Below are 16,103 nucleotides of genomic sequence, written 5' to 3' on the forward strand. Positions count from 1 at the left end.
CAGTCAGCTGGGCGACACGCGTCCGCCCTCACATGGCGCTAAGACGCCAAGAGACTCCCCGCGTGACCGTAAAAGCCCAAATTCGCCGTCGAACGTGCGCGCCTCCCCCCCACCACCACGCGGGCGATCTTGAATTGAATGATGGTCCCGGCGCACATGGCACGGGCAAGGGTGGCGTAAAGCGTGGTGTCTCGGTAATCTTCTGCCGGCCTGCTGCGCGGAGCGCGGACATTTCTCCGTGCGCGATCGGGTCGGCGTTTTGGACCCGTTCGTTGTGTCCGCTGGCAATGACCATGCCGTCCCGGGCGAGCGCTGCTCCGAGGGGATGCCGCCTTCCGCCAGGCTCTTTTGGGCGGCTGGTAGGTGGCTTCGAATGCCGAGTCGGAAGCGTTCCGGAACCGCAGCGGGCCCTCCCGACATGTTCGGCCGGAAAGAGTCAGCAGAAATGTTTCCTATTGACAGGAAAACTTTCCGCAATCTATTCTGAATGTGTTGCACATCTCATCACTTCCAGGAGGATTCGTGAGCTTCACGTCCCGCAGGGTAACCATGGCCGACGTCGCCAACGCCTCTGGCGTTTCCATAGGCACGGTGTCCAAGGCGCTCAACAAACGGGGCCAGCTTCGTGAAGATACCCGGGTCCGCGTCCTGGCTGCCGCTCGGGAACTCGGTTTCGAGGCCCCTGCTGCGGAAGGCAACCACAACGACGTCCTCACCATCGGTCTGGTGACGTCGGACGACATCGGACGCTTCAGCATTCCCGTTATGTACGGGCTAGAGGATTCGTTCGGCCCGGAGCAGGCATCGGTGCTCATCAGCAACTCACGGGGCGATCTGGTCCGCGAGCGCCACTGCGTGGAGACGCTGGCCTCCCGCAATGTCGATGCAATCGTGGTCATGACGAATCTCACCGGCCCGCGCGCCCCACTGCCCCCGACATCGGTGCCGATCGTCTATGTCATGGGACATTCTTCCGACCCCGAAGACATGTCAGTGGTGGTTGACCAGGTGCAGGGCGTACTCCTTGCACTCGAACATGCAGCCAACCTGGGCCATCAGAACATCGCCTACGTAGCGGGGCCCCGCCAGGACTACTCGGCCCGCATCCGCGCCGAGGCCGTACAGGAACATGCCGGAGCCTTCGGGCTCACCCTGGCGGGCGACCGTCCCCTCTACGGAAACTGGTCCGAGGCCTGGGGCAGGCAAGCCGCCCAGATGCTGCGCCAGCGGGTGGAACCTGTGGACATCGTTCTCTGCGGCAGTGACGAGATCGCCCGCGGTGTGGCTGACGGACTCCGCGAGGCAAACATTGTGGTGCCCCATGACGTCGCGATCATCGGCTTCGACAACTGGGCAGCAGCGGCCATGAACTGCAGGCCATCCCTGACAACCGTCGACATGAACCTTGAAGAACTGGGCCGCGCCGCAGGAGCACGTGTCCTTGAAGCCATCGGCGGAAACAGCAGGCCCGGCGTCGACGCACAGCCCTGCCAGCTCATCGTCCGCGATTCCACCTAACAATCATCCCGCTCCACCAACGTCAACGACCACGAGGGACCAATGATGCACTCCCCACCGGCCGGCCTTCGCCGCGCCCAAAATTCCCCCACCGGCGGCAGCCGGGACTTTAGCCGCCGCTCTGTACTGACGCTCGGAGCCGCAGCCGTGGCAGCGACGTTCGGCCTGTCAGGATGCTCGGCTGTCCTGCCGGAAACAGATGTGGCTGCAGCGAACTTCGGGAGAAACCCGTCCGGCTCCATCCGCTTCTGGTGCCGAGCCACGGCCTTCAAGCCCGCTCAGCTCATCGTGGACAAATACCACCGGGCCCAGCAGGCAGTGAGGATTGAGCTCACCGTCCTGCCGGAGGGCCAGATGACAACAAAGCTCGCCACCGCGATCCGGGGCGGTTCCGTGCCGGACGTCGTTGCCCCTGACTCCGTCACGACTCCCGTTTTCAGCACCCGGGACGCCTTAACGGACCTCACCCCGCTGATCAACGAGCTCCCCTACGCGGAGTACCTGAACAAGCCGCTCCTTGACGTGGCCTCCTTCAACGGGAAAATCTACGGGCTCCCGGCGCTTTCCAACGTCTCGCAACTGTTCTGGAACAAAGAGCTCTACGAGAAGGCAGGGCTGAACCCGGATAAGGGCCCCAGCAACTACGCGGAATACCTGGAGCACGCCGCGGCGGTTCAGTCCATCAAGGGGGTTTCCGGAGTGACCTTCACCGGCAACTCCGCGGGCATCCTTGGCTACGTGATCCAACCGCATTTCTGGGCCGACCAGAGCCCGTTCTACAAGGGGCCGCTGGGCCGCCAGCAGGCGGCGGTGCTGGGCAACGAGCCGCTCCGCAGGACGCTGGAGCTTTACCGCAGCTTCTACACTGAAGGGCTCGCCCAGCCAGGGGCCGAGGCGGACTCCGGTGCGGCGTGGGGGCAAGACTTCCTCAAAGGAACTGTGGGGCTTTTCCCGGGGTCCTACGACCTGGTGGTAGGGGGCGCCACACCGGATTTCCTGGACAAGCTTGGGGTCAGCGCCTTCCCTGGCCCCGACGGAAACGTTTCGCAATTTTCCGGCGGAGCGGTTTTGTCCATTCCCCGGGGCGCCTCGAATCCCGGGGCCGCCTGGGATTTCATCCGCTTCGTGGGCGAGCTTGAACAGCAGTCCGAACTGGCCGCATTGGGCTGGTATCCGGTGCGCAGCGACATCCTCAAAACCGGCTTCGCAGAGAAATTCCCCCTTATGGTCCCGGGCATGGAGCGCATGAACGAAGGCTTCGCCGCTCCCACCACGCTCTACACACAGCTCACCAACACCGTGCAGTCGCCCTGGCTTGCGATGTTCCGCGAAGCAGTCTTCAGCCAGGACGCCCTCGACGACGTTCTTCACCGGGCGCATGAAGAGACTGCCCGAGTTCTGAAGGTGAATCAGGCATGACAACCGCAACCCCGTTCCAGACCCAACCCCAGACCGGGACCAAGGCACCGCGGCGCGCATCGCGCCGCGACTCCTACACCGGCATGCTGATGCTCGCCCCGGCCGTGCTCCTCGTAGCTGTTTTCGTCATCGTTCCGCTGGTGTTTGCCGTGGTCATCTCCCTGACCAACTGGCCGCTGGTGGGCGAAGTGGAGTTCAACGGGATCGAAAACTACATCACCGCCTTCGCCGACACCGTGTTCTGGGGATCCATCCTCTACACGCTGGGTTTCGCCGTCATCTCCACAGCCTTAGGAATCACCGTCGGTTACTTGCTCGCCATGCTTGTCCGCTCCAACCGCCGGGGCGCCGGGCTCATCCGCACTGCAGTGTTCCTGCCCTACGTCATCGGCATCACCTCCTTAAGCTTCGTGGCCATCCTGGAGTTCCGGCCGGACAGCGGCGCGCTCGACCAGCTGCTCCTTAACCTCGGCATCACCTCGGCGCCCACGGCCTGGCTCCTGGACGGTACGAGCGCCACCGTGCTGATAGTCCTCCTGGGCACCTACGTGGGCTCCGGCTTTACCATGATCATCCTGATGTCCGGCATGCAGAGCATCCCGGACGAACTCTACGAATCCGCCCAAATAGACGGCGCCGGACGGTGGAAGCAGGAATTCCTGGTCACCGTTCCGCTGCTCAAGCGGTACCTCGGACTGCTGACCGTGATGGGCTTCATCGGCGCCATCCTCGCCTTCACCCAGTTCTTCATCATCACGGGCGGAGGCCCGGGAACAGGCACCCTCACAACCATGCTCTACGTCTACAACAAGGCCTTCGGCGACCTGCAGGTGGGTTACGCAACCGCCCTGTCGTTTGTCGTCGTCGTCATCGCAGCAGGCCTCACCCTCATTCAGTTCCGCGTCATGCGCGAGGACTGACCAGCACACACTCTTCGTCCGAGTCCGATCAAAGGAGATTCCGTGACAACTTCCACCCAAGCGCCGCCGCCGGTCACTTCGCGGCTGCCCCGCACTCCCCCCAACGCTCCACATGCCAAGAAAGCACCTGCATCGGCACGGCTCAGGACGGCACTGTACGCGCTGATTGGCACCGTCGTATCGATACTCTTCGTTGCCCCGGTGCTCTGGTCCGTCCTCCGTTCCCTTCAGCCCGGAGCCCAGATTGCAGGCCCGGCGGCGGGGCAATCGTTCACGGACCTGTCCCTCGACAACTACGCCGGCCTCATCAACAACATCGGCGCCGGCTCCTACATCTGGAACAGCCTGACCATTGCGCTGGGCTCCGCGGTGTTGAGCGTGGTCATCACCACCCTTGCCGCCTACGCCCTGGTCAACTACCCGTTCCGGGGATCGAATGTGGCGTTCGCGCTCATCCTGCTGACCATGATGGTCCCCTTCCAGGCCATCCTGACGCCGCTCTTCCTGGAGATGAACGCCCTGGGCCTGACAGACTCCTTGGCCGGCATCATCGTCTTCCACCTCACCTTCAACCTCCCCTTCGGCGTCTTCCTGATGAGAAACTCCTTCGCCCAGATCCCGGCGGAGGTTGTAGAAGCGGCACGGATCGACGGCGCGGGTCCCCTCCGGATTCTGTTCTCCGTGCTGAGGCCCATGATTGTCCCCGGGGCCGTGACAGTATTCCTCTTCGCGTTCCTCGGCGCCTGGGGAGACTTCCTGGGCGCGCTGACTTTCCTGACCAGGCAGGAGCTCTTCACCCTGCCCGTCGCGGTGGAGAATGTCGCCTCCGGCGCGTTCGGAACGGTGAATTACGGTTACGTCATCGCGGGCGCGGTGTTGCTTATGCTCCCCTGCCTCATCCTCTACGCAGCCGTCCAGCGCTATTACGTGCGGGGCCTCGTCGCGGGGGCCGTCAAGGGCTAAGACCCGAAGCCGTCCCGTTCCCCACAGACTCGAACCCAGAAAGCCGCACTTCCCATGCACCCCACCACCGCCACCGCGGAAACCACCCTGCCGCCGTCGTCCTTTCCCTTGAACAGCGTCCGGCTGCTGCCCAGCGACTTCAAGAACGCGCAGGACACCGATATCCGTTATGTCCTGGCACTGGACGCCGACCGTCTCTGCACGCCCTACCGCAGGGAAGCAGGACTTCCGACGACGGCGGCGGCGTACGGCGGGTGGGAATCCGACGGCCTGGCAGGACACATCGGCGGGCACTACCTCTCGGCCTGCGCGCAGTTGTTTGCGGCAACGGGCGATGCCCGGTTGCTCGAGCGGCTGCAGTACGTCCTGGGCGTGTTCGAAGAGTGCCAGAACGCGGCGGGCACCGGGTACCTGGGCGGGGTTCCCGGCGGCCGCCGCCTCGGCGAAGAACTCCGGGCAGGAGAAATTGATGCTGACGTGTTCACGCTCAACGGACGTTGGGTCCCGCTTTACAGCCTCCACAAGACCTTCGCCGGACTCCTGGATGCCTACACGTATGCCGGGGCAGAATCGGCCCTGCGAATGCTCACCCGTTTGGCGGACTGGTGGCTCACGGTTTCAGCCGGCCTGGACGATGACTCGTTCGAGGAAGTCCTGGTCACCGAGTTCGGCGGAATGAACGACACCCTGACATCCCTTGCCGAACTGACAGGGCGGGACGACTACCTGCGCGAGGCTGCCCGTTTTTCGCACCGCGCCATCCTGGAACCCCTTGCTGCATGCCATGACCGGCTGGACGGGCTCCACGCCAACACGCAGATACCCAAGGTGGTGGGGTACGAACGGTTCGCGCAGGCCACGGGCAGCCAGGAGCATCTCGAGGCGTCCGACTTCTTCTGGCACACCGTCACCCGTGAGCGGACCGTGTCGATCGGGGGCAACAGCGTCCGGGAGCATTTCCACCCGTCGCGCGATTTCACGCCCATGATCCTCGACGTCCAGGGTCCGGAGACCTGCAACACCTACAACATGCTCAAGCTCGCCAAGCTGCGCTTCGAGCGGGCCGGCGACCCCGGAGCGGTGGAGTTCTACGAGCGCGCCACCTTCAATCACATCCTGTCCTCCCAGCACCCTGTGCGCGGCGGGTTCGTGTACTTCACGCCGATGCGTCCGTCCCATTACCGCGTGTACTCCACCGTCCATGAATCCATGTGGTGCTGTGTGGGTTCCGGCCTGGAAAACCATGCCCGCTATGGCGAGCTGATCTACAGCCACAGCGGCGGCAACCTGGCAGTGAACCTGTACATCGCTTCGGAGCTCAACTGGGCCGAAAGAGGCGTGAAGGTCCGGATGGAGACAGATTTCCCGTACTCGGATACCGTCCGGCTGACCGTCACAACTGCCAGCCCCACAGACTTCACCCTGCAGCTGCGCCGCCCGGAGTGGGCAACGGCCATGGAGATTCATGTCCATGAAAGGGACGCGGCCGGCGGACCGCCAGAGGCGCAGGCAGTGCAGGGGAACGCCGGCTACGTCCATCGCGTGTGGGAAGGAACCACCACGGTCTCCGTACGTCTTCAGGCCGACATCCTGGCCGAGGCCCTGCCTGACGGTTCTCCCTGGGTTTCCTTCCTCTACGGGCCCGTGGTCCTCGCCGCCCGGGAGGGAACCGCCGGCATGGATGCCGTGGACGCGCCGGACGAGCGCATGGGGCATGTTGCTTCCGCTCGCCAGGATCCCCTGGCCGGCACACCGGTGGTAGTTTCAGCGGACCCGGCAGCCGCCGTCGAACTGTCCGACCGGGCGGCCGTCACTGCGGAACTGACCGCCGTTCGGAACGGCACAACCGTTCGGCTCAAGCTCGAGCCGTTTGCCGGGATCCACGACGAGCGCTACACCGTGTACTGGCCCACGGGTGCCTCCGCCGAGATGCGCACGGCAGAGCTTGCCGCAACTGATGCGGCAGCGGACACGAGGGGCGATGTCATCGACGCCGTGTCCGCGGGTGAGCAGCAGCCGGAGTCCGACCACTTCTTCGCCGGCGAAGCCACCCGGGCCGGCGGTCAGGACGGAGTGCACTGGCGCAGCGCTACGGGCTGGTTCTCCTATGTGCTCAAGGACTCCGGCGGCAGAGCCGCCTCCGTACGGGTAAGGATGCGGCCTGACGCAGGACGTGGACAGCGGATCAGCCTCAATGGCGTGCCGCTGAAGGAGGCTTTGGACTCCCGCGTCGAGCATGGCCAGGAGGTTACCGAATACGCCGTCCCCGCAGAGGCAAGGGCTGATGCGTCCGGGGCGCTCGTCTTCGCTGTCCATGCCCTCCCCGGCACCGCCACCGGTGACCTGCTCTCCGTCGAATTACTCGACGGCGCCCGCCTTGCCTGACCGGGGTGTCTTGGTCTTCGGCCTCCTTCGCGATCCAGGACGGCGCGCCGGCGCGCCAGAGACGGTAATGAGCAGCCGACGACGGCGCGGCGGCCGGCTCGTCCGCTGACCGCCCCGGCCGCTGTTGTTAGGCCAGCCGTGCTGGCTTCAGCCGCAAGATAGGCGAAGCGGCCATCCAACTGGCCCGTGGCTACCGGACGGCGTCGTATGCCTTGACGCGGCCGGCTAGCCCAGAAATGTGCCGGACGGGTGGGACGGCTACGCCGCCCACGGCGCAGCTCCCGTCCGGCGTCAGGGAGCGAGGAGCCCGTCGGCGACAATCGCGAGCATCGGCGCCATTGAGTCGGCGGGAAGCTCGCTGTTGTCCACCACTGCAGCCACGCCGCCGACGAGCCGGCTGATTTGGATTGCCTCCACCCCGGGGCGCAGGGCCGAGTCCAACCCGTCAATCAGGCGCTGATTCGCATTGACGTAGGTCGTGCATTTTGCTGCGAATGGCGACCCGGGATCGCCCAGCGCAGCAGTGATCCGCGCGGCTGCACCCTTATGTTCTGTCAGCATCGCCGCATATTCGGTCAGCCAGGTCAACAGCCGCTCCCGCGCGGAGGCGTCGAGCGATAGCGCCCTGTCGACTGCCGCGTTGACCTTCCCCGCCCAAGCCTCAAGGACCGCGTCGTACAGCGACTCTTTGGTCGGGAAGTGCCGGTACAGCGTGCCGGGCCCCACCTCGGCCCCTTTGGCCACCTCGTCCATCGACACGGCGTCGAAGCCCTTGGCGCGGAACAGCGCACGTGCCACCTCCACGATCCGATCGCGGTTGCGTTGGGCGTCAGCGCGCACAGAAACACCTCTCAAAACATGGTTGCCAAACGGAGAGTGTCTCCGTATAGTTCTAAACGGAGCATCTCTCCTTTTAGTGTACGTCAGCCCTTCGGCTAGAACAGGACACCATCCCATGACATCCACAATCGCCACAGGGGCGCCCGCCGGGCTCGCCCGGAGAAGCGGAAATCCGCGCGGCCCCGCCGGCAGCATTGGCCTCTGGCTGGTCATGCTTGCCCAACTCATGCTTGTCCTCGATGCGACCGTCGTAAACGTCGCACTCCCCCACATCGCCACCGACCTCGATTTCACCCCGGCCCAGCTCAGCTGGGTCCTGAACGGCTACGCCGTTGCCTTCGGCGGCCTCCTGCTGCTCGGCGGACGGATCGGAGACGTCTTCGGCCGTCGCCGCACGTTCCTGGTGGGCGTGGCAGTCTTCACGGTCTTCTCGCTGCTCGGCGGCCTGGCCACCTCACCCCTTCTCCTCGTCATCTCACGCGCACTCCAAGGCCTCGGTGCCGCGTTCGCCGCCCCGAGCGTGCTCGCGCTCATCACCACGAGCGCGCGGGACGACGGCGCGCGGAACCGGGCGCTTGCATTGTTCTCCGCCGTCGCCTCGATGGGCGGCGCGCTCGGGCTCATTCTTGGCGGCCTGCTCACCGACATCGCCAACTGGAGGTGGACCCTCTTCATCAACGTGCCGATCGGCGTCGTCGTACTCCTTGCCGTGCCGCGCCTCGTCGCCGAAACTCCCCGGAGACCCGGGCGCTTCGACGTGCTCGGAGCGGTGACCGCAACGGGCGGCGCCGTCGCCATCGTGTGGGCCCTCATCCAGGCGGGCGACGACGGCTGGTCCAGTCCCCGCACGATCGGCGGGCTGGTGGTCGGCGCAGCGCTGCTCACCGTGCTCGCCTTCACCGAGCGGAGAGTGGCCCACCCCCTGCTGCGGCCGCAGCTGCTCAGCAGCCCGAGCCGGGTGGCGGCGCTGGCGGCAATGGCGGCCACCTACGGCGGGATGCTGGCGATGTTCTTCCTCATGGTCCAGTACCTCGAAAACGATCTGCACCTCACGCCACTGCTGACGGGGCTGGCGTTCCTGCCGATGCCCCTGAGCATCTTCGCGATGTCGCGAATCGTCCCGCGACTGGTCGAGCGCTTCGGGGCCGTCCGCCTCGTCATCCTCGGCACCGCACTTCGCGTGGTCGCCTTCCTGCCGCTCACGCAACTGAGTCCGGACACGCCCTTCGCCGCCGTCATGGTTGCCCTGCTCTTGACGGGAATCTCAGCCGGCATGACGTTCATGCCGCTCACGACGCTCGCGCTCCGCGACGTCGAACCCGAGCACGCAGGGTCCGCCTCTGGGCTTTTCCAGACAATGCAGCAACTTGGCGGCGCCGTTGGACTGGCCATCGTGGCTTCGACCTACGCGGCCTTCGCTGTCCCCGGAGACTTCCTGACCGGTGGACGGGCCGGGTTCTGGTCGGCGACCATCCTCTCCGCCCTCGCGCTGGCAGCCGTCGTCGGGCTGGTCATCAGACCTCGGAAGGTGGCATGAGGGCACCCGCTCGCCGGTCACACCAGGTGCGGCGCGAAGGCGCCGTCGAGCTCCAGCACCACACGGCAGCGGGCGCCGGGCTGCTCCGCGGTCGTCTGAGGAGCTCCTGGTGCTGGCCTTCCCCACACGACGTAGCGGCCGGTAGCCGGTAGGCCACCTCGGGCGTATGGTTCGTTTATGGATCGGATACGGGCCATCCTTCTTCCCGGTGCCGTGCTCCCCGCCCAGCCTGCGTACGAAGCTCTGATTGACGCCCTGGGCCCGGAAGTAGAGGCCTTAGCCAAAGACTTGGAGCTCTACGCAGACGATGAGCCGCCGCCCGGCTGGAGCCTGGACACAGAGATCGACGGCGTACTCCGCGAGGCCGACGCCCTCGGCTGGGAGACGTTCCACCTTGTCGGATACTCCGGCGGCGGCGCAGCGGCTCTTGCCTTCGCCGCCAAACACCCCGAACGCCTGCTGAGCCTGGCCCTGCTCGAGCCCGCCTGGGCCGGCAGCTGGGACTGGAGCCCTGCCCATGCGGAGCTGTGGAAGAAGTACGAGGAGCTGGAAGGACTCCCTCCGGATGAGTTCATGCTGGAGTTCATGAGGCTGGGGGTGAGGCCCGACGTCGTCCTTCCACCGCCGCCTCCGGGTCCCCCGCCGCCGTGGATGGCAAAGCGGCCCGCGGGTATCAGGGCGTTCCTGCGGAACTTCAAGAGCTATGACCTGGACAGGGCACGTTTGGCCGCGTTTCCCCAGCCGGTGTTCTTCGCCCTCGGCGGCCTGAGCAACCCGGACGACTACGGCGAGATCGCCGGCCGGCTGGCAAGGGTCTTCTTCCCGGACTTCCACCTCGAGGTGTTCTCCAAGCGCCACCACTTCGACCCGCCACACCGGATCGAGCCGGAGCGACTGGCCGAGTTGCTCCGAAAGCACTGGGAGCGGGCCGAAGGCAGGAGTGAGGCATCAACTGGCTCCTGACTTTGCAGTCCGTTCAGCGACACGCGTCCGGCCTGGGATCTGAGACGCCAGGAGACTAGCTGGGGGCGAGCAATCGCGCTGCTGCGTCTCGCCCCACCGCGAAGGGCTGCGGGAAGGTACCCATTCCCATTGTCACGAGCCCGCCCTCGTACAGAAGCATCAACGAGTCGGCTGTCTGGGCAGGATCAGCAACGGACGCTTCCCTGCACAGTTGCTCGAGTAGGTCTCTCAACCATTTCTTTTGGCGGATAGCTTCCGCCGCGATGGGGCTCTCCGGGTCATCCATCTCGGCCCGCGCGTTGATCGCGCAACACCCTTTGTCGCTGTTGTCGATGGCCCACCGCCCGGAGATGTCGAAGACCGCGAGGATCCGCCCGGTGCCGCCTGCGGGTACCTGCGCGAGCTCATTTTCGAGATACTCGCGCCACCGGGCGTCCCGCCGTCGGAGGTAGGCCACCGCCAGCGCCTCTTTCGAACCGAACTGGTCGTACAGGGTTTTCTTGGTTACGCCAGCCGCCGCGGCGATCGTATCCACCCCTACCGCGTGGATTCCTTCCCGATAGAACAGCTCGGACGCGGCGCGCAGCACCCGTTCCGCGCCCTTCGTGTACTTGGGCAGCTCATTCGTGTCTCGGGGCGTCACCTCATGGCGATCTTCGGTCTTCATGCATCCACTATACCGTTCTGTATACTAGTTAGCATGAGTAAACAGAACGGTATACCTCAGCGCATTATCCTGATCGGAGCTTCCGTCGCGTTCGTTCTCAGTTGGAGTTCCGGTTTTCTCGTAGCCAAGATCGGCACCGCCGGCGCCCCGGCGCTCACGGTCGTCTTCTGGCGATTCCTCATTGTCGTGGTGATCCTGGCACTCGCCTTCGCCGGAACCGCCCTCCGAGTCAACTTCATCCGTCGTCGGCCGGACGGCATCGGTTCGAAAAACCGTCCGGGGACACCCTCCCGCGGCTCAGTCCTTCCCCGCGCGGACCTGCCAGCCTGGTGCGACATCCGCCCCCATCTCGTCATCGGCTTCTTCGCCCAATTCGGCTACGTCATCCCTATCTACCTGGCCATCGCCGCCGGCGTCTCATCCGGGACCACCGCGCTCATCGATGCCATCCAGCCCCTTGTCGTCGCCACCCTCGTCGGCCCGCTCCTCGGGCTCCGCGTGCGTGCCCTCCAATGGCTCGGACTCGTGTTCGGCGCCGGTGGCGTCGCCTTGATCGTGGCTTCGGACGCGTCCGCGGCCGCGTCTCCAGGCCCCGCCTATCTGCTCCCGCTCGTCGCCCTCGCGAGCCTTGTCACGGCCACATTCCTGGAACGCCGCACCTCGGCATGCCTCGGCGTCTTTGCCACCCTGTCCACACATGCCGCCGTCACTCTCGTCGCGGTCGCCCTGCTGGCGTTCCTCGCCGGAGCCCTGGTCCCGCCGGCCACTGCTGACTTCTGGATCTCCACCCTGGTGATCGCGATCGTTCCCACCCTCTTCGCCTACGGCCTGTACTGGTTCCTCCTCCGCCGGATCGGCATCACCAGGCTCAATGCCCTCCTCTTCCTGGTCGCCCCGACCACCGCCGTCGCCGGGGCTTTCCTGTTCGCGGAACCGTTCACTCCCGCCACCCTTGCCGGTTTGATCCTGGGGTCCGCCGCCGTCGCCCTGGTCTTGTGGCCCGGGCGTTCCTCGACGCATTCCCCCCGCGGTTCTTCCTCAGGTACGGTGGACGCTGATTTCCGGGCAGGCGAAGCGCCCCTTCACCAGCGCCAGGAAGAGGCGACGCCGCACTCGTTCTAGCACTCTGATCCCGCGCCACACTGACAGCCAGACGAAATGTTCGTTTAACAGCACGACGTAACAGCGTCTAGGTGGCTGCGGTCGGTGGAAAAGCGACCTATGACTAGCCGTTGAGACTGCTGGCCGTGACTTCGAATTCTTCCACGTCCACGATCTGCGTCTTTTCCTCTTCGCTGGTGTCCTTGCGGATCCTGTTTGCTTCCTCCCGGCTTGCGGCCATCGCTTCCTCGCTATCCCACAGCGTGATGGCGATAGCCTTGTCCGTTTCCTTCCCGTTCAAGTAGTAGACTCCCTTGCATCCTGGAATCTGGAGCACCCTGCTGACGATGTCTTCCGAAGGAGCGTCTGAGAGCGTCTCGGGGCCGGTTTTGAACGTGCTGACTCTAGCGAACATCGATTTTCCTCCGTAGCCACTGTTGGAACCGCCAGCCGGCTCCGTTGCGACACAGGGAACCAGTCCGTGCGGCAGGAACGCGTGTTGCCAGGCGGCACCTTCTCCCGGGTGGCTTGTTCCTTCCATCAGTAGGAACCGGTCAGCGTCCAAAAGCAAGACCCCAGGCAATCCCCAAAGCCCAAGCCCGAAGCCACCGCCGCCTCACTCCTACCTGCCGTCCAGGATCGGGCTGTACGCGGTGAATCGTTCCTGAGCCGCGCGGACTTCCCGCCGATCATGGCGATGTCCTCCCACCGCATCAGGAATGATCCGCGGTGCCGCCACCTGAGCATCCGGGCCAGCGGCCATGGCTGGCTGACGCCGGTCCGTTCGTAGCCGAGGAACGACGAAACGCTGTGCGGGCTGACCACCAGCCCCAGCAGGGCTGCTGCGGTGCGCCGTCCACCACGAACCGAGCGTCGGCCACCTGGCCCAGCCGGACGCCGTCGCTGTCGTATACGGGCGCGCCCAGGAGGTCGCCGAGGATCATGCCGGCCTGCCGCCGTTTCCGGGTAGGGTCCGCTCAGTCGTACCCGACGTCCAGGCTGTCTGAATCAGGGCGTGGGCAGCGCTACCCCGCGGCCCTTCTGGAACGGGCTGCCTCCTGCCCGTTCCGGCCATATGTCGAAAACCGGCAGGGCCTCACCCCCACACGATGCGGTTTCTGTGGTCAGCTGCCCCTTAACCAGCGGGCGCGTATCAAGGTCCGCCATGTAGATGAAGCCCCATTCGTTGAGAATGACCGCTTTGTTGGCCAGCGTGGTGCCAAAGTAGGAGACGTGGCCTTCCGCGTCAACCATCAGAGGCGTGACCTTCGCGGTGAACCCCGCCGGCCAGCGCAGGTAGACCTTTTTGGTGCTGTTCTCAAAGGTGAAGCAGGCCTCGGACGGAGAAACGTAGCCGCGCACCTGACCGTCCCTGGCACCCTCTGCAGCCTGGGTGCCCCAGACGGTGTTCGGCGCGGATGCAGCCCAGGAACCGCCGGGGTGGGTGGCCACGGGCACGTCCCCAACCGGCGCCACGTTGATGCGGGACTGCAGGTCTTCACCAATCTCCACCGGTTCATCAGTGACGGGATCCACGGTGGCCGCCGTCCTGATGTTCTGGATCTGCAGCAGCGAATGGGGCGCCTCCATCAGATGCAGCCCGCCATCGGCGTCCTTGGCGAAGAACCCAAGGTAGGTGAAGGGCGCTTCCTCCTGGCTGTCCCGCCAATGGAGCGAACCGTTGATCGCGCGCTCTGCTGACGCACGTCAACAGCGGTTTCGCCCGGGGTCAGGTCGCCCTTCAGCACCTGCCGCACGTTGACGGGTTCGACGCCGAGCCCTGCCCCGAGGTTCCGGGCAGCATTGGGCAGTGCCTCCAGCACAAGCACTTCATCTGCCGAGACGAAGAGGCTGTGGAACGGCCCGGCGGGAGGGGTTGGCTCCGGAGTGGTGGTGGCAGCCGGCGAGGGTGGAGGGACCGTTTCGGTGGCGGCCGGTGTTTCCACCGGGGCCGCCTGCAGGAAGCTGGCGGTGAGGACGGCTGCGGCAACGGCGGCTGCCGCCAGGAAGGCTCCGGCCGCCCGCCAACGCTTTGCGGGGGGCCTTCTCTGACTTTCAGCGTCGCCGGGGAAGATGTGGGTCACGTCGGATTCCAGGAACGCCAGGCTTCGGGAGCGGCTGCGGGCCAGCTCGCCATCGGTGACGTCCGCTGCGGGGTCAGCGGAGAGGATGCGCTGCTCGTCGGCAGCGGAAAGGTCCTTCATCGTACGTACTCCCCTGACTCTCGTTCAGTCTGAAGCAGGCGGCCGAGTGCTTTGCGGACCCGGTGGAGGCGCATCCTGATGGCTGTGGCGGTGGTGTTGAGCAGGTCTGACAGCTCGCTGGAGCTGAATCCGTCCCAGTACGTGAGTAACAGGACCTCCCGCTCATCGGGCTTGAGCCGGGCCAGCGCGTCACGGACGGAACCGTCGGCGTCGAGGGCCTGCTCGGGTTCGTTCCAGCTGGAGCGAACCGAGCTGCTCGGTTCGTTCCAGCTGGAGCGACAGCATGAGATTGGCCGACCGGGCGGCGGACCTCAGGTGGTTGCGCAGAACGTTCTGTGCCACCCCGAAGAGGAACATGGCTGAGAGTTCCTCCCCCGCGCCTGACTTCTCCCAGGCGATCCGGAAGACTTCCGCGCAGAGATCCTCAGCGGTGGCGGGGCTCTCCGTGCGGCGGCGGAAGTAGCGGTAGATGCGGTCGTGGCAGGCCGCGTGGGCCGCCATGAACCGCTTTTGTCTGTCCCGTTCCACGCGCTCCCCCACATGCGTTCCAAGCTCATACCCGGTTAATGTCCGGCAGCCCGGCAAGTGTAACGGTGGTCCGGGATTTCCTCGCCCCGGAGCCAGTTGTGCCGCCTCGGTCACGCAAAACTGGCCTGACTGCTACGGCCTTGAATCCGATCGGCTATACGAGGACCCCGACGCGGTCCTTTCCAGCAGGCCGAAGTCCACCAGGTGGAGCGACACCGCCCGCGCCGCCTAAGTGGGGGAAGTGCTGGGGAACTTCGACAAGTTGCTCCACATCCACCACGAGGGCGAGGACGAGCTCATGTACCCGCAACTGGCGGAGCAGGCCCCGGCGTGCGCTTTGCACGTGGAACAGATGCTTGAGCAGCACCGACAGGTCACACGTCGGCTGGAGGTCATCGAGCCGCTTCGCCTGCGCTGGATGGAGACGGCTGACGCGGAGGCAGGCCAGGAACTGGCCGGGCTCTATGCGGATTTATCGGCGGTCCTCAACGTGCACCTGCGGCGGGAGGTCACTGAGGTGATGCCCGCCGTCGACCGCGTGGTGACCCAGCAGGAACTGAAGAAAGCCGCGGAGCACGGCAGCAGCCAGGTCAGCAACAAGTTCCTGGTGGGCTACCTCGGGATGGTGCTGGCCACGAATCCGCCCGCGGACCGGAAGGAACTGTTCAAGGAGATCCCCGCACCGGTCCGCCTCGCCTACCGCCTCATCGGGCGCAGGATGTACCGGAAACAGTATTCGACGCTCTTCCCGGGGCGACCGATACCCGAGACGCTGTAGTCGCCACCGTTGGCGAGCTCAACTTCCGGATGCTGGCGGTGGACCGGCATCTCATGGCGGCGGCGGGACGCGGTGGTCCGCGGTGTGGACAAAGCCCGCCCCTGCCCGGCATAGGGACCACCCTGTAATGCACGACGGCGGCACGCGCCGATAGTGCGCTGCCCGCCACTGCACCGGAAATTTTTGGCGAACAAATCCATCCGTCATGCGATGGCGCCCGAATAGCTGGCATAACCCCTTGGGTTGGCATTCAAAACGGGCCGACCGAGGACCACATCGC

At 65.3% G+C, this 16,103-nt stretch carries 17 protein-coding genes and 1 pseudogene; 9 read left to right on the top strand and 9 right to left on the bottom strand.

Annotation, left to right across the window (positions count from 1 at the left end; genetic code table 11):
• Window positions 1-39 precede the first annotated feature (39 nt).
• A pseudogene (locus J2S97_RS09470) lies at window positions 40-404 on the bottom strand (nucleoside deaminase); the annotation flags it as partial.
• 118 nt (window positions 405-522) lie between these two features.
• On the opposite strand from J2S97_RS09470, the gene J2S97_RS09475 reads away from it, so the two are divergent.
• From J2S97_RS09475 to J2S97_RS09495, 5 genes are read left to right on the top strand one after another with little or no spacing between them, the layout of a single operon-like run.
• Complete coding sequence (locus J2S97_RS09475) at window positions 523-1,518, top strand: LacI family DNA-binding transcriptional regulator (RefSeq protein ID WP_307048698.1); 996 nt, start codon at window positions 523-525, stop codon at window positions 1,516-1,518.
• 42 nt (window positions 1,519-1,560) lie between these two features.
• Window positions 1,561-2,937 carry an ABC transporter substrate-binding protein gene (locus J2S97_RS09480; protein WP_307048700.1) on the top strand — a complete coding sequence of 459 codons (1,377 nt, stop codon included), beginning with the start codon at window positions 1,561-1,563 and terminating at the stop codon, window positions 2,935-2,937.
• Window positions 2,934-3,857 (top strand): carbohydrate ABC transporter permease, encoded by a 924-nt coding sequence (locus J2S97_RS09485; RefSeq protein ID WP_307048702.1) that lies wholly within the window; start codon window positions 2,934-2,936, stop codon window positions 3,855-3,857. The genes J2S97_RS09480 and J2S97_RS09485 overlap by 4 nt, the downstream gene beginning before the upstream one ends.
• 42 nt (window positions 3,858-3,899) lie before the next feature.
• Window positions 3,900-4,820 (top strand): carbohydrate ABC transporter permease, encoded by a 921-nt coding sequence (locus tag J2S97_RS09490; RefSeq protein ID WP_307048705.1) that lies wholly within the window; start codon window positions 3,900-3,902, stop codon window positions 4,818-4,820.
• A gap of 54 nt (window positions 4,821-4,874) precedes the next feature.
• The gene (locus J2S97_RS09495; RefSeq protein ID WP_307048708.1) at window positions 4,875-7,205 is read left to right on the top strand and encodes a beta-L-arabinofuranosidase domain-containing protein; all 2,331 of its coding nucleotides are present in this window, start codon (window positions 4,875-4,877) and stop codon (window positions 7,203-7,205) included.
• Window positions 7,206-7,496: 291 nt separating this feature from the next.
• Here the strand turns inward: J2S97_RS09495 and J2S97_RS09500 are convergent, their stop codons facing one another.
• On the bottom strand, window positions 7,497-8,045 hold the full coding sequence (locus tag J2S97_RS09500; protein WP_307048710.1) for a TetR/AcrR family transcriptional regulator: 549 nt from the start codon (window positions 8,043-8,045) through the stop codon (window positions 7,497-7,499).
• A 115-nt stretch (window positions 8,046-8,160) separates the two neighbouring features.
• Here J2S97_RS09500 and J2S97_RS09505 point away from each other — a divergent pair, with 115 nt between their 5' ends.
• Window positions 8,161-9,582 (top strand): MFS transporter, encoded by a 1,422-nt coding sequence (locus J2S97_RS09505; RefSeq protein WP_307048712.1) that lies wholly within the window; start codon window positions 8,161-8,163, stop codon window positions 9,580-9,582.
• 177 nt (window positions 9,583-9,759) lie between these two features.
• A complete protein-coding gene (locus tag J2S97_RS09510) occupies window positions 9,760-10,545 on the top strand; it encodes an alpha/beta fold hydrolase (protein WP_307048714.1) in 786 nt (261 codons plus the stop codon).
• Between the two features lie 55 nt (window positions 10,546-10,600).
• On the opposite strand, the gene J2S97_RS09515 is transcribed toward J2S97_RS09510, so the two are convergent.
• Complete coding sequence (locus J2S97_RS09515; protein WP_307048716.1) at window positions 10,601-11,212, bottom strand: TetR/AcrR family transcriptional regulator; 612 nt, start codon at window positions 11,210-11,212, stop codon at window positions 10,601-10,603.
• Window positions 11,213-11,245: 33 nt separating this feature from the next.
• Between J2S97_RS09515 and J2S97_RS09520 the strand changes: the two genes are divergently transcribed.
• Window positions 11,246-12,334, top strand: coding sequence for a DMT family transporter (locus tag J2S97_RS09520; protein WP_307048717.1), 1,089 nt, complete (start codon window positions 11,246-11,248; stop codon window positions 12,332-12,334).
• A 103-nt stretch (window positions 12,335-12,437) separates the two neighbouring features.
• Here J2S97_RS09520 and J2S97_RS09525 read toward each other — a convergent pair whose 3' ends face one another.
• The 6 genes from J2S97_RS09525 to J2S97_RS09545 all read right to left on the bottom strand — a co-directional run bounded on the left by J2S97_RS09525 (window position 12,438) and on the right by J2S97_RS09545 (window position 15,018).
• Window positions 12,438-12,728, bottom strand: coding sequence for a hypothetical protein (locus J2S97_RS09525; RefSeq protein WP_307048719.1), 291 nt, complete (start codon window positions 12,726-12,728; stop codon window positions 12,438-12,440).
• A 298-nt stretch (window positions 12,729-13,026) separates the two neighbouring features.
• A complete protein-coding gene (locus J2S97_RS09530; RefSeq protein ID WP_307048720.1) occupies window positions 13,027-13,257 on the bottom strand; it encodes a PRC-barrel domain-containing protein in 231 nt (76 codons plus the stop codon).
• 64 nt (window positions 13,258-13,321) lie between these two features.
• Window positions 13,322-13,903, bottom strand: a complete 582-nt coding sequence (locus J2S97_RS09535) for a hypothetical protein (RefSeq protein ID WP_307048722.1) — start codon at window positions 13,901-13,903, stop codon at window positions 13,322-13,324.
• Window positions 13,903-14,517: a hypothetical protein gene (locus J2S97_RS09540; protein ID WP_307048724.1), complete on the bottom strand. Its 615-nt coding sequence runs from the start codon at window positions 14,515-14,517 to the stop codon at window positions 13,903-13,905. The genes J2S97_RS09535 and J2S97_RS09540 overlap by 1 nt, the downstream gene beginning before the upstream one ends.
• A complete protein-coding gene (locus J2S97_RS23980) occupies window positions 14,514-14,807 on the bottom strand; it encodes an RNA polymerase sigma factor (protein ID WP_373460542.1) in 294 nt (97 codons plus the stop codon). Before J2S97_RS23980 ends, J2S97_RS09540 begins: the two co-directional genes overlap by 4 nt.
• Window positions 14,707-15,018: an RNA polymerase sigma factor gene (locus J2S97_RS09545; RefSeq protein WP_307048726.1), complete on the bottom strand. Its 312-nt coding sequence runs from the start codon at window positions 15,016-15,018 to the stop codon at window positions 14,707-14,709. The genes J2S97_RS23980 and J2S97_RS09545 overlap by 101 nt, the downstream gene beginning before the upstream one ends.
• 259 nt (window positions 15,019-15,277) lie before the next feature.
• Here J2S97_RS09545 and J2S97_RS09550 point away from each other — a divergent pair, with 259 nt between their 5' ends.
• Window positions 15,278-15,823: a hemerythrin domain-containing protein gene (locus J2S97_RS09550; RefSeq protein WP_307048728.1), complete on the top strand. Its 546-nt coding sequence runs from the start codon at window positions 15,278-15,280 to the stop codon at window positions 15,821-15,823.
• Window positions 15,824-16,103: the final 280 nt, after the last annotated feature.

The organism is Arthrobacter oryzae, assembly GCF_030812315.1.
Taxonomy (GTDB): domain Bacteria; phylum Actinomycetota; class Actinomycetes; order Actinomycetales; family Micrococcaceae; genus Arthrobacter; species Arthrobacter oryzae_B.

Excerpts from the sequence above, each read along its gene's own strand:
- J2S97_RS09480 (WP_307048700.1), top strand. The coding sequence starts at position 1,561 with ATGATGCACTCCCCACCGGCCGGCCTTCGCCGCGCCCAAAATTCCCCC.
- J2S97_RS09485 (WP_307048702.1), top strand. The coding sequence starts at position 2,934 with ATGACAACCGCAACCCCGTTCCAGACCCAACCCCAGACCGGGACCAAG.
- J2S97_RS09495 (WP_307048708.1), top strand. The coding sequence starts at position 4,875 with ATGCACCCCACCACCGCCACCGCGGAAACCACCCTGCCGCCGTCGTCC.
- J2S97_RS09505 (WP_307048712.1), top strand. The coding sequence starts at position 8,161 with ATGACATCCACAATCGCCACAGGGGCGCCCGCCGGGCTCGCCCGGAGA.
- J2S97_RS09510 (WP_307048714.1), top strand. The coding sequence starts at position 9,760 with ATGGATCGGATACGGGCCATCCTTCTTCCCGGTGCCGTGCTCCCCGCC.
- J2S97_RS09515 (WP_307048716.1), bottom strand. The coding sequence starts at position 11,212 with ATGAAGACCGAAGATCGCCATGAGGTGACGCCCCGAGACACGAATGAG.
- J2S97_RS09520 (WP_307048717.1), top strand. The coding sequence starts at position 11,246 with ATGAGTAAACAGAACGGTATACCTCAGCGCATTATCCTGATCGGAGCT.
- J2S97_RS09525 (WP_307048719.1), bottom strand. The coding sequence starts at position 12,728 with ATGTTCGCTAGAGTCAGCACGTTCAAAACCGGCCCCGAGACGCTCTCA.
- J2S97_RS09530 (WP_307048720.1), bottom strand. The coding sequence starts at position 13,257 with ATGATCCTCGGCGACCTCCTGGGCGCGCCCGTATACGACAGCGACGGC.
- J2S97_RS09535 (WP_307048722.1), bottom strand. The coding sequence starts at position 13,903 with ATGGAGGCGCCCCATTCGCTGCTGCAGATCCAGAACATCAGGACGGCG.
- J2S97_RS09540 (WP_307048724.1), bottom strand. The coding sequence starts at position 14,517 with ATGAAGGACCTTTCCGCTGCCGACGAGCAGCGCATCCTCTCCGCTGAC.
- J2S97_RS09545 (WP_307048726.1), bottom strand. The coding sequence starts at position 15,018 with ATGGCGGCCCACGCGGCCTGCCACGACCGCATCTACCGCTACTTCCGC.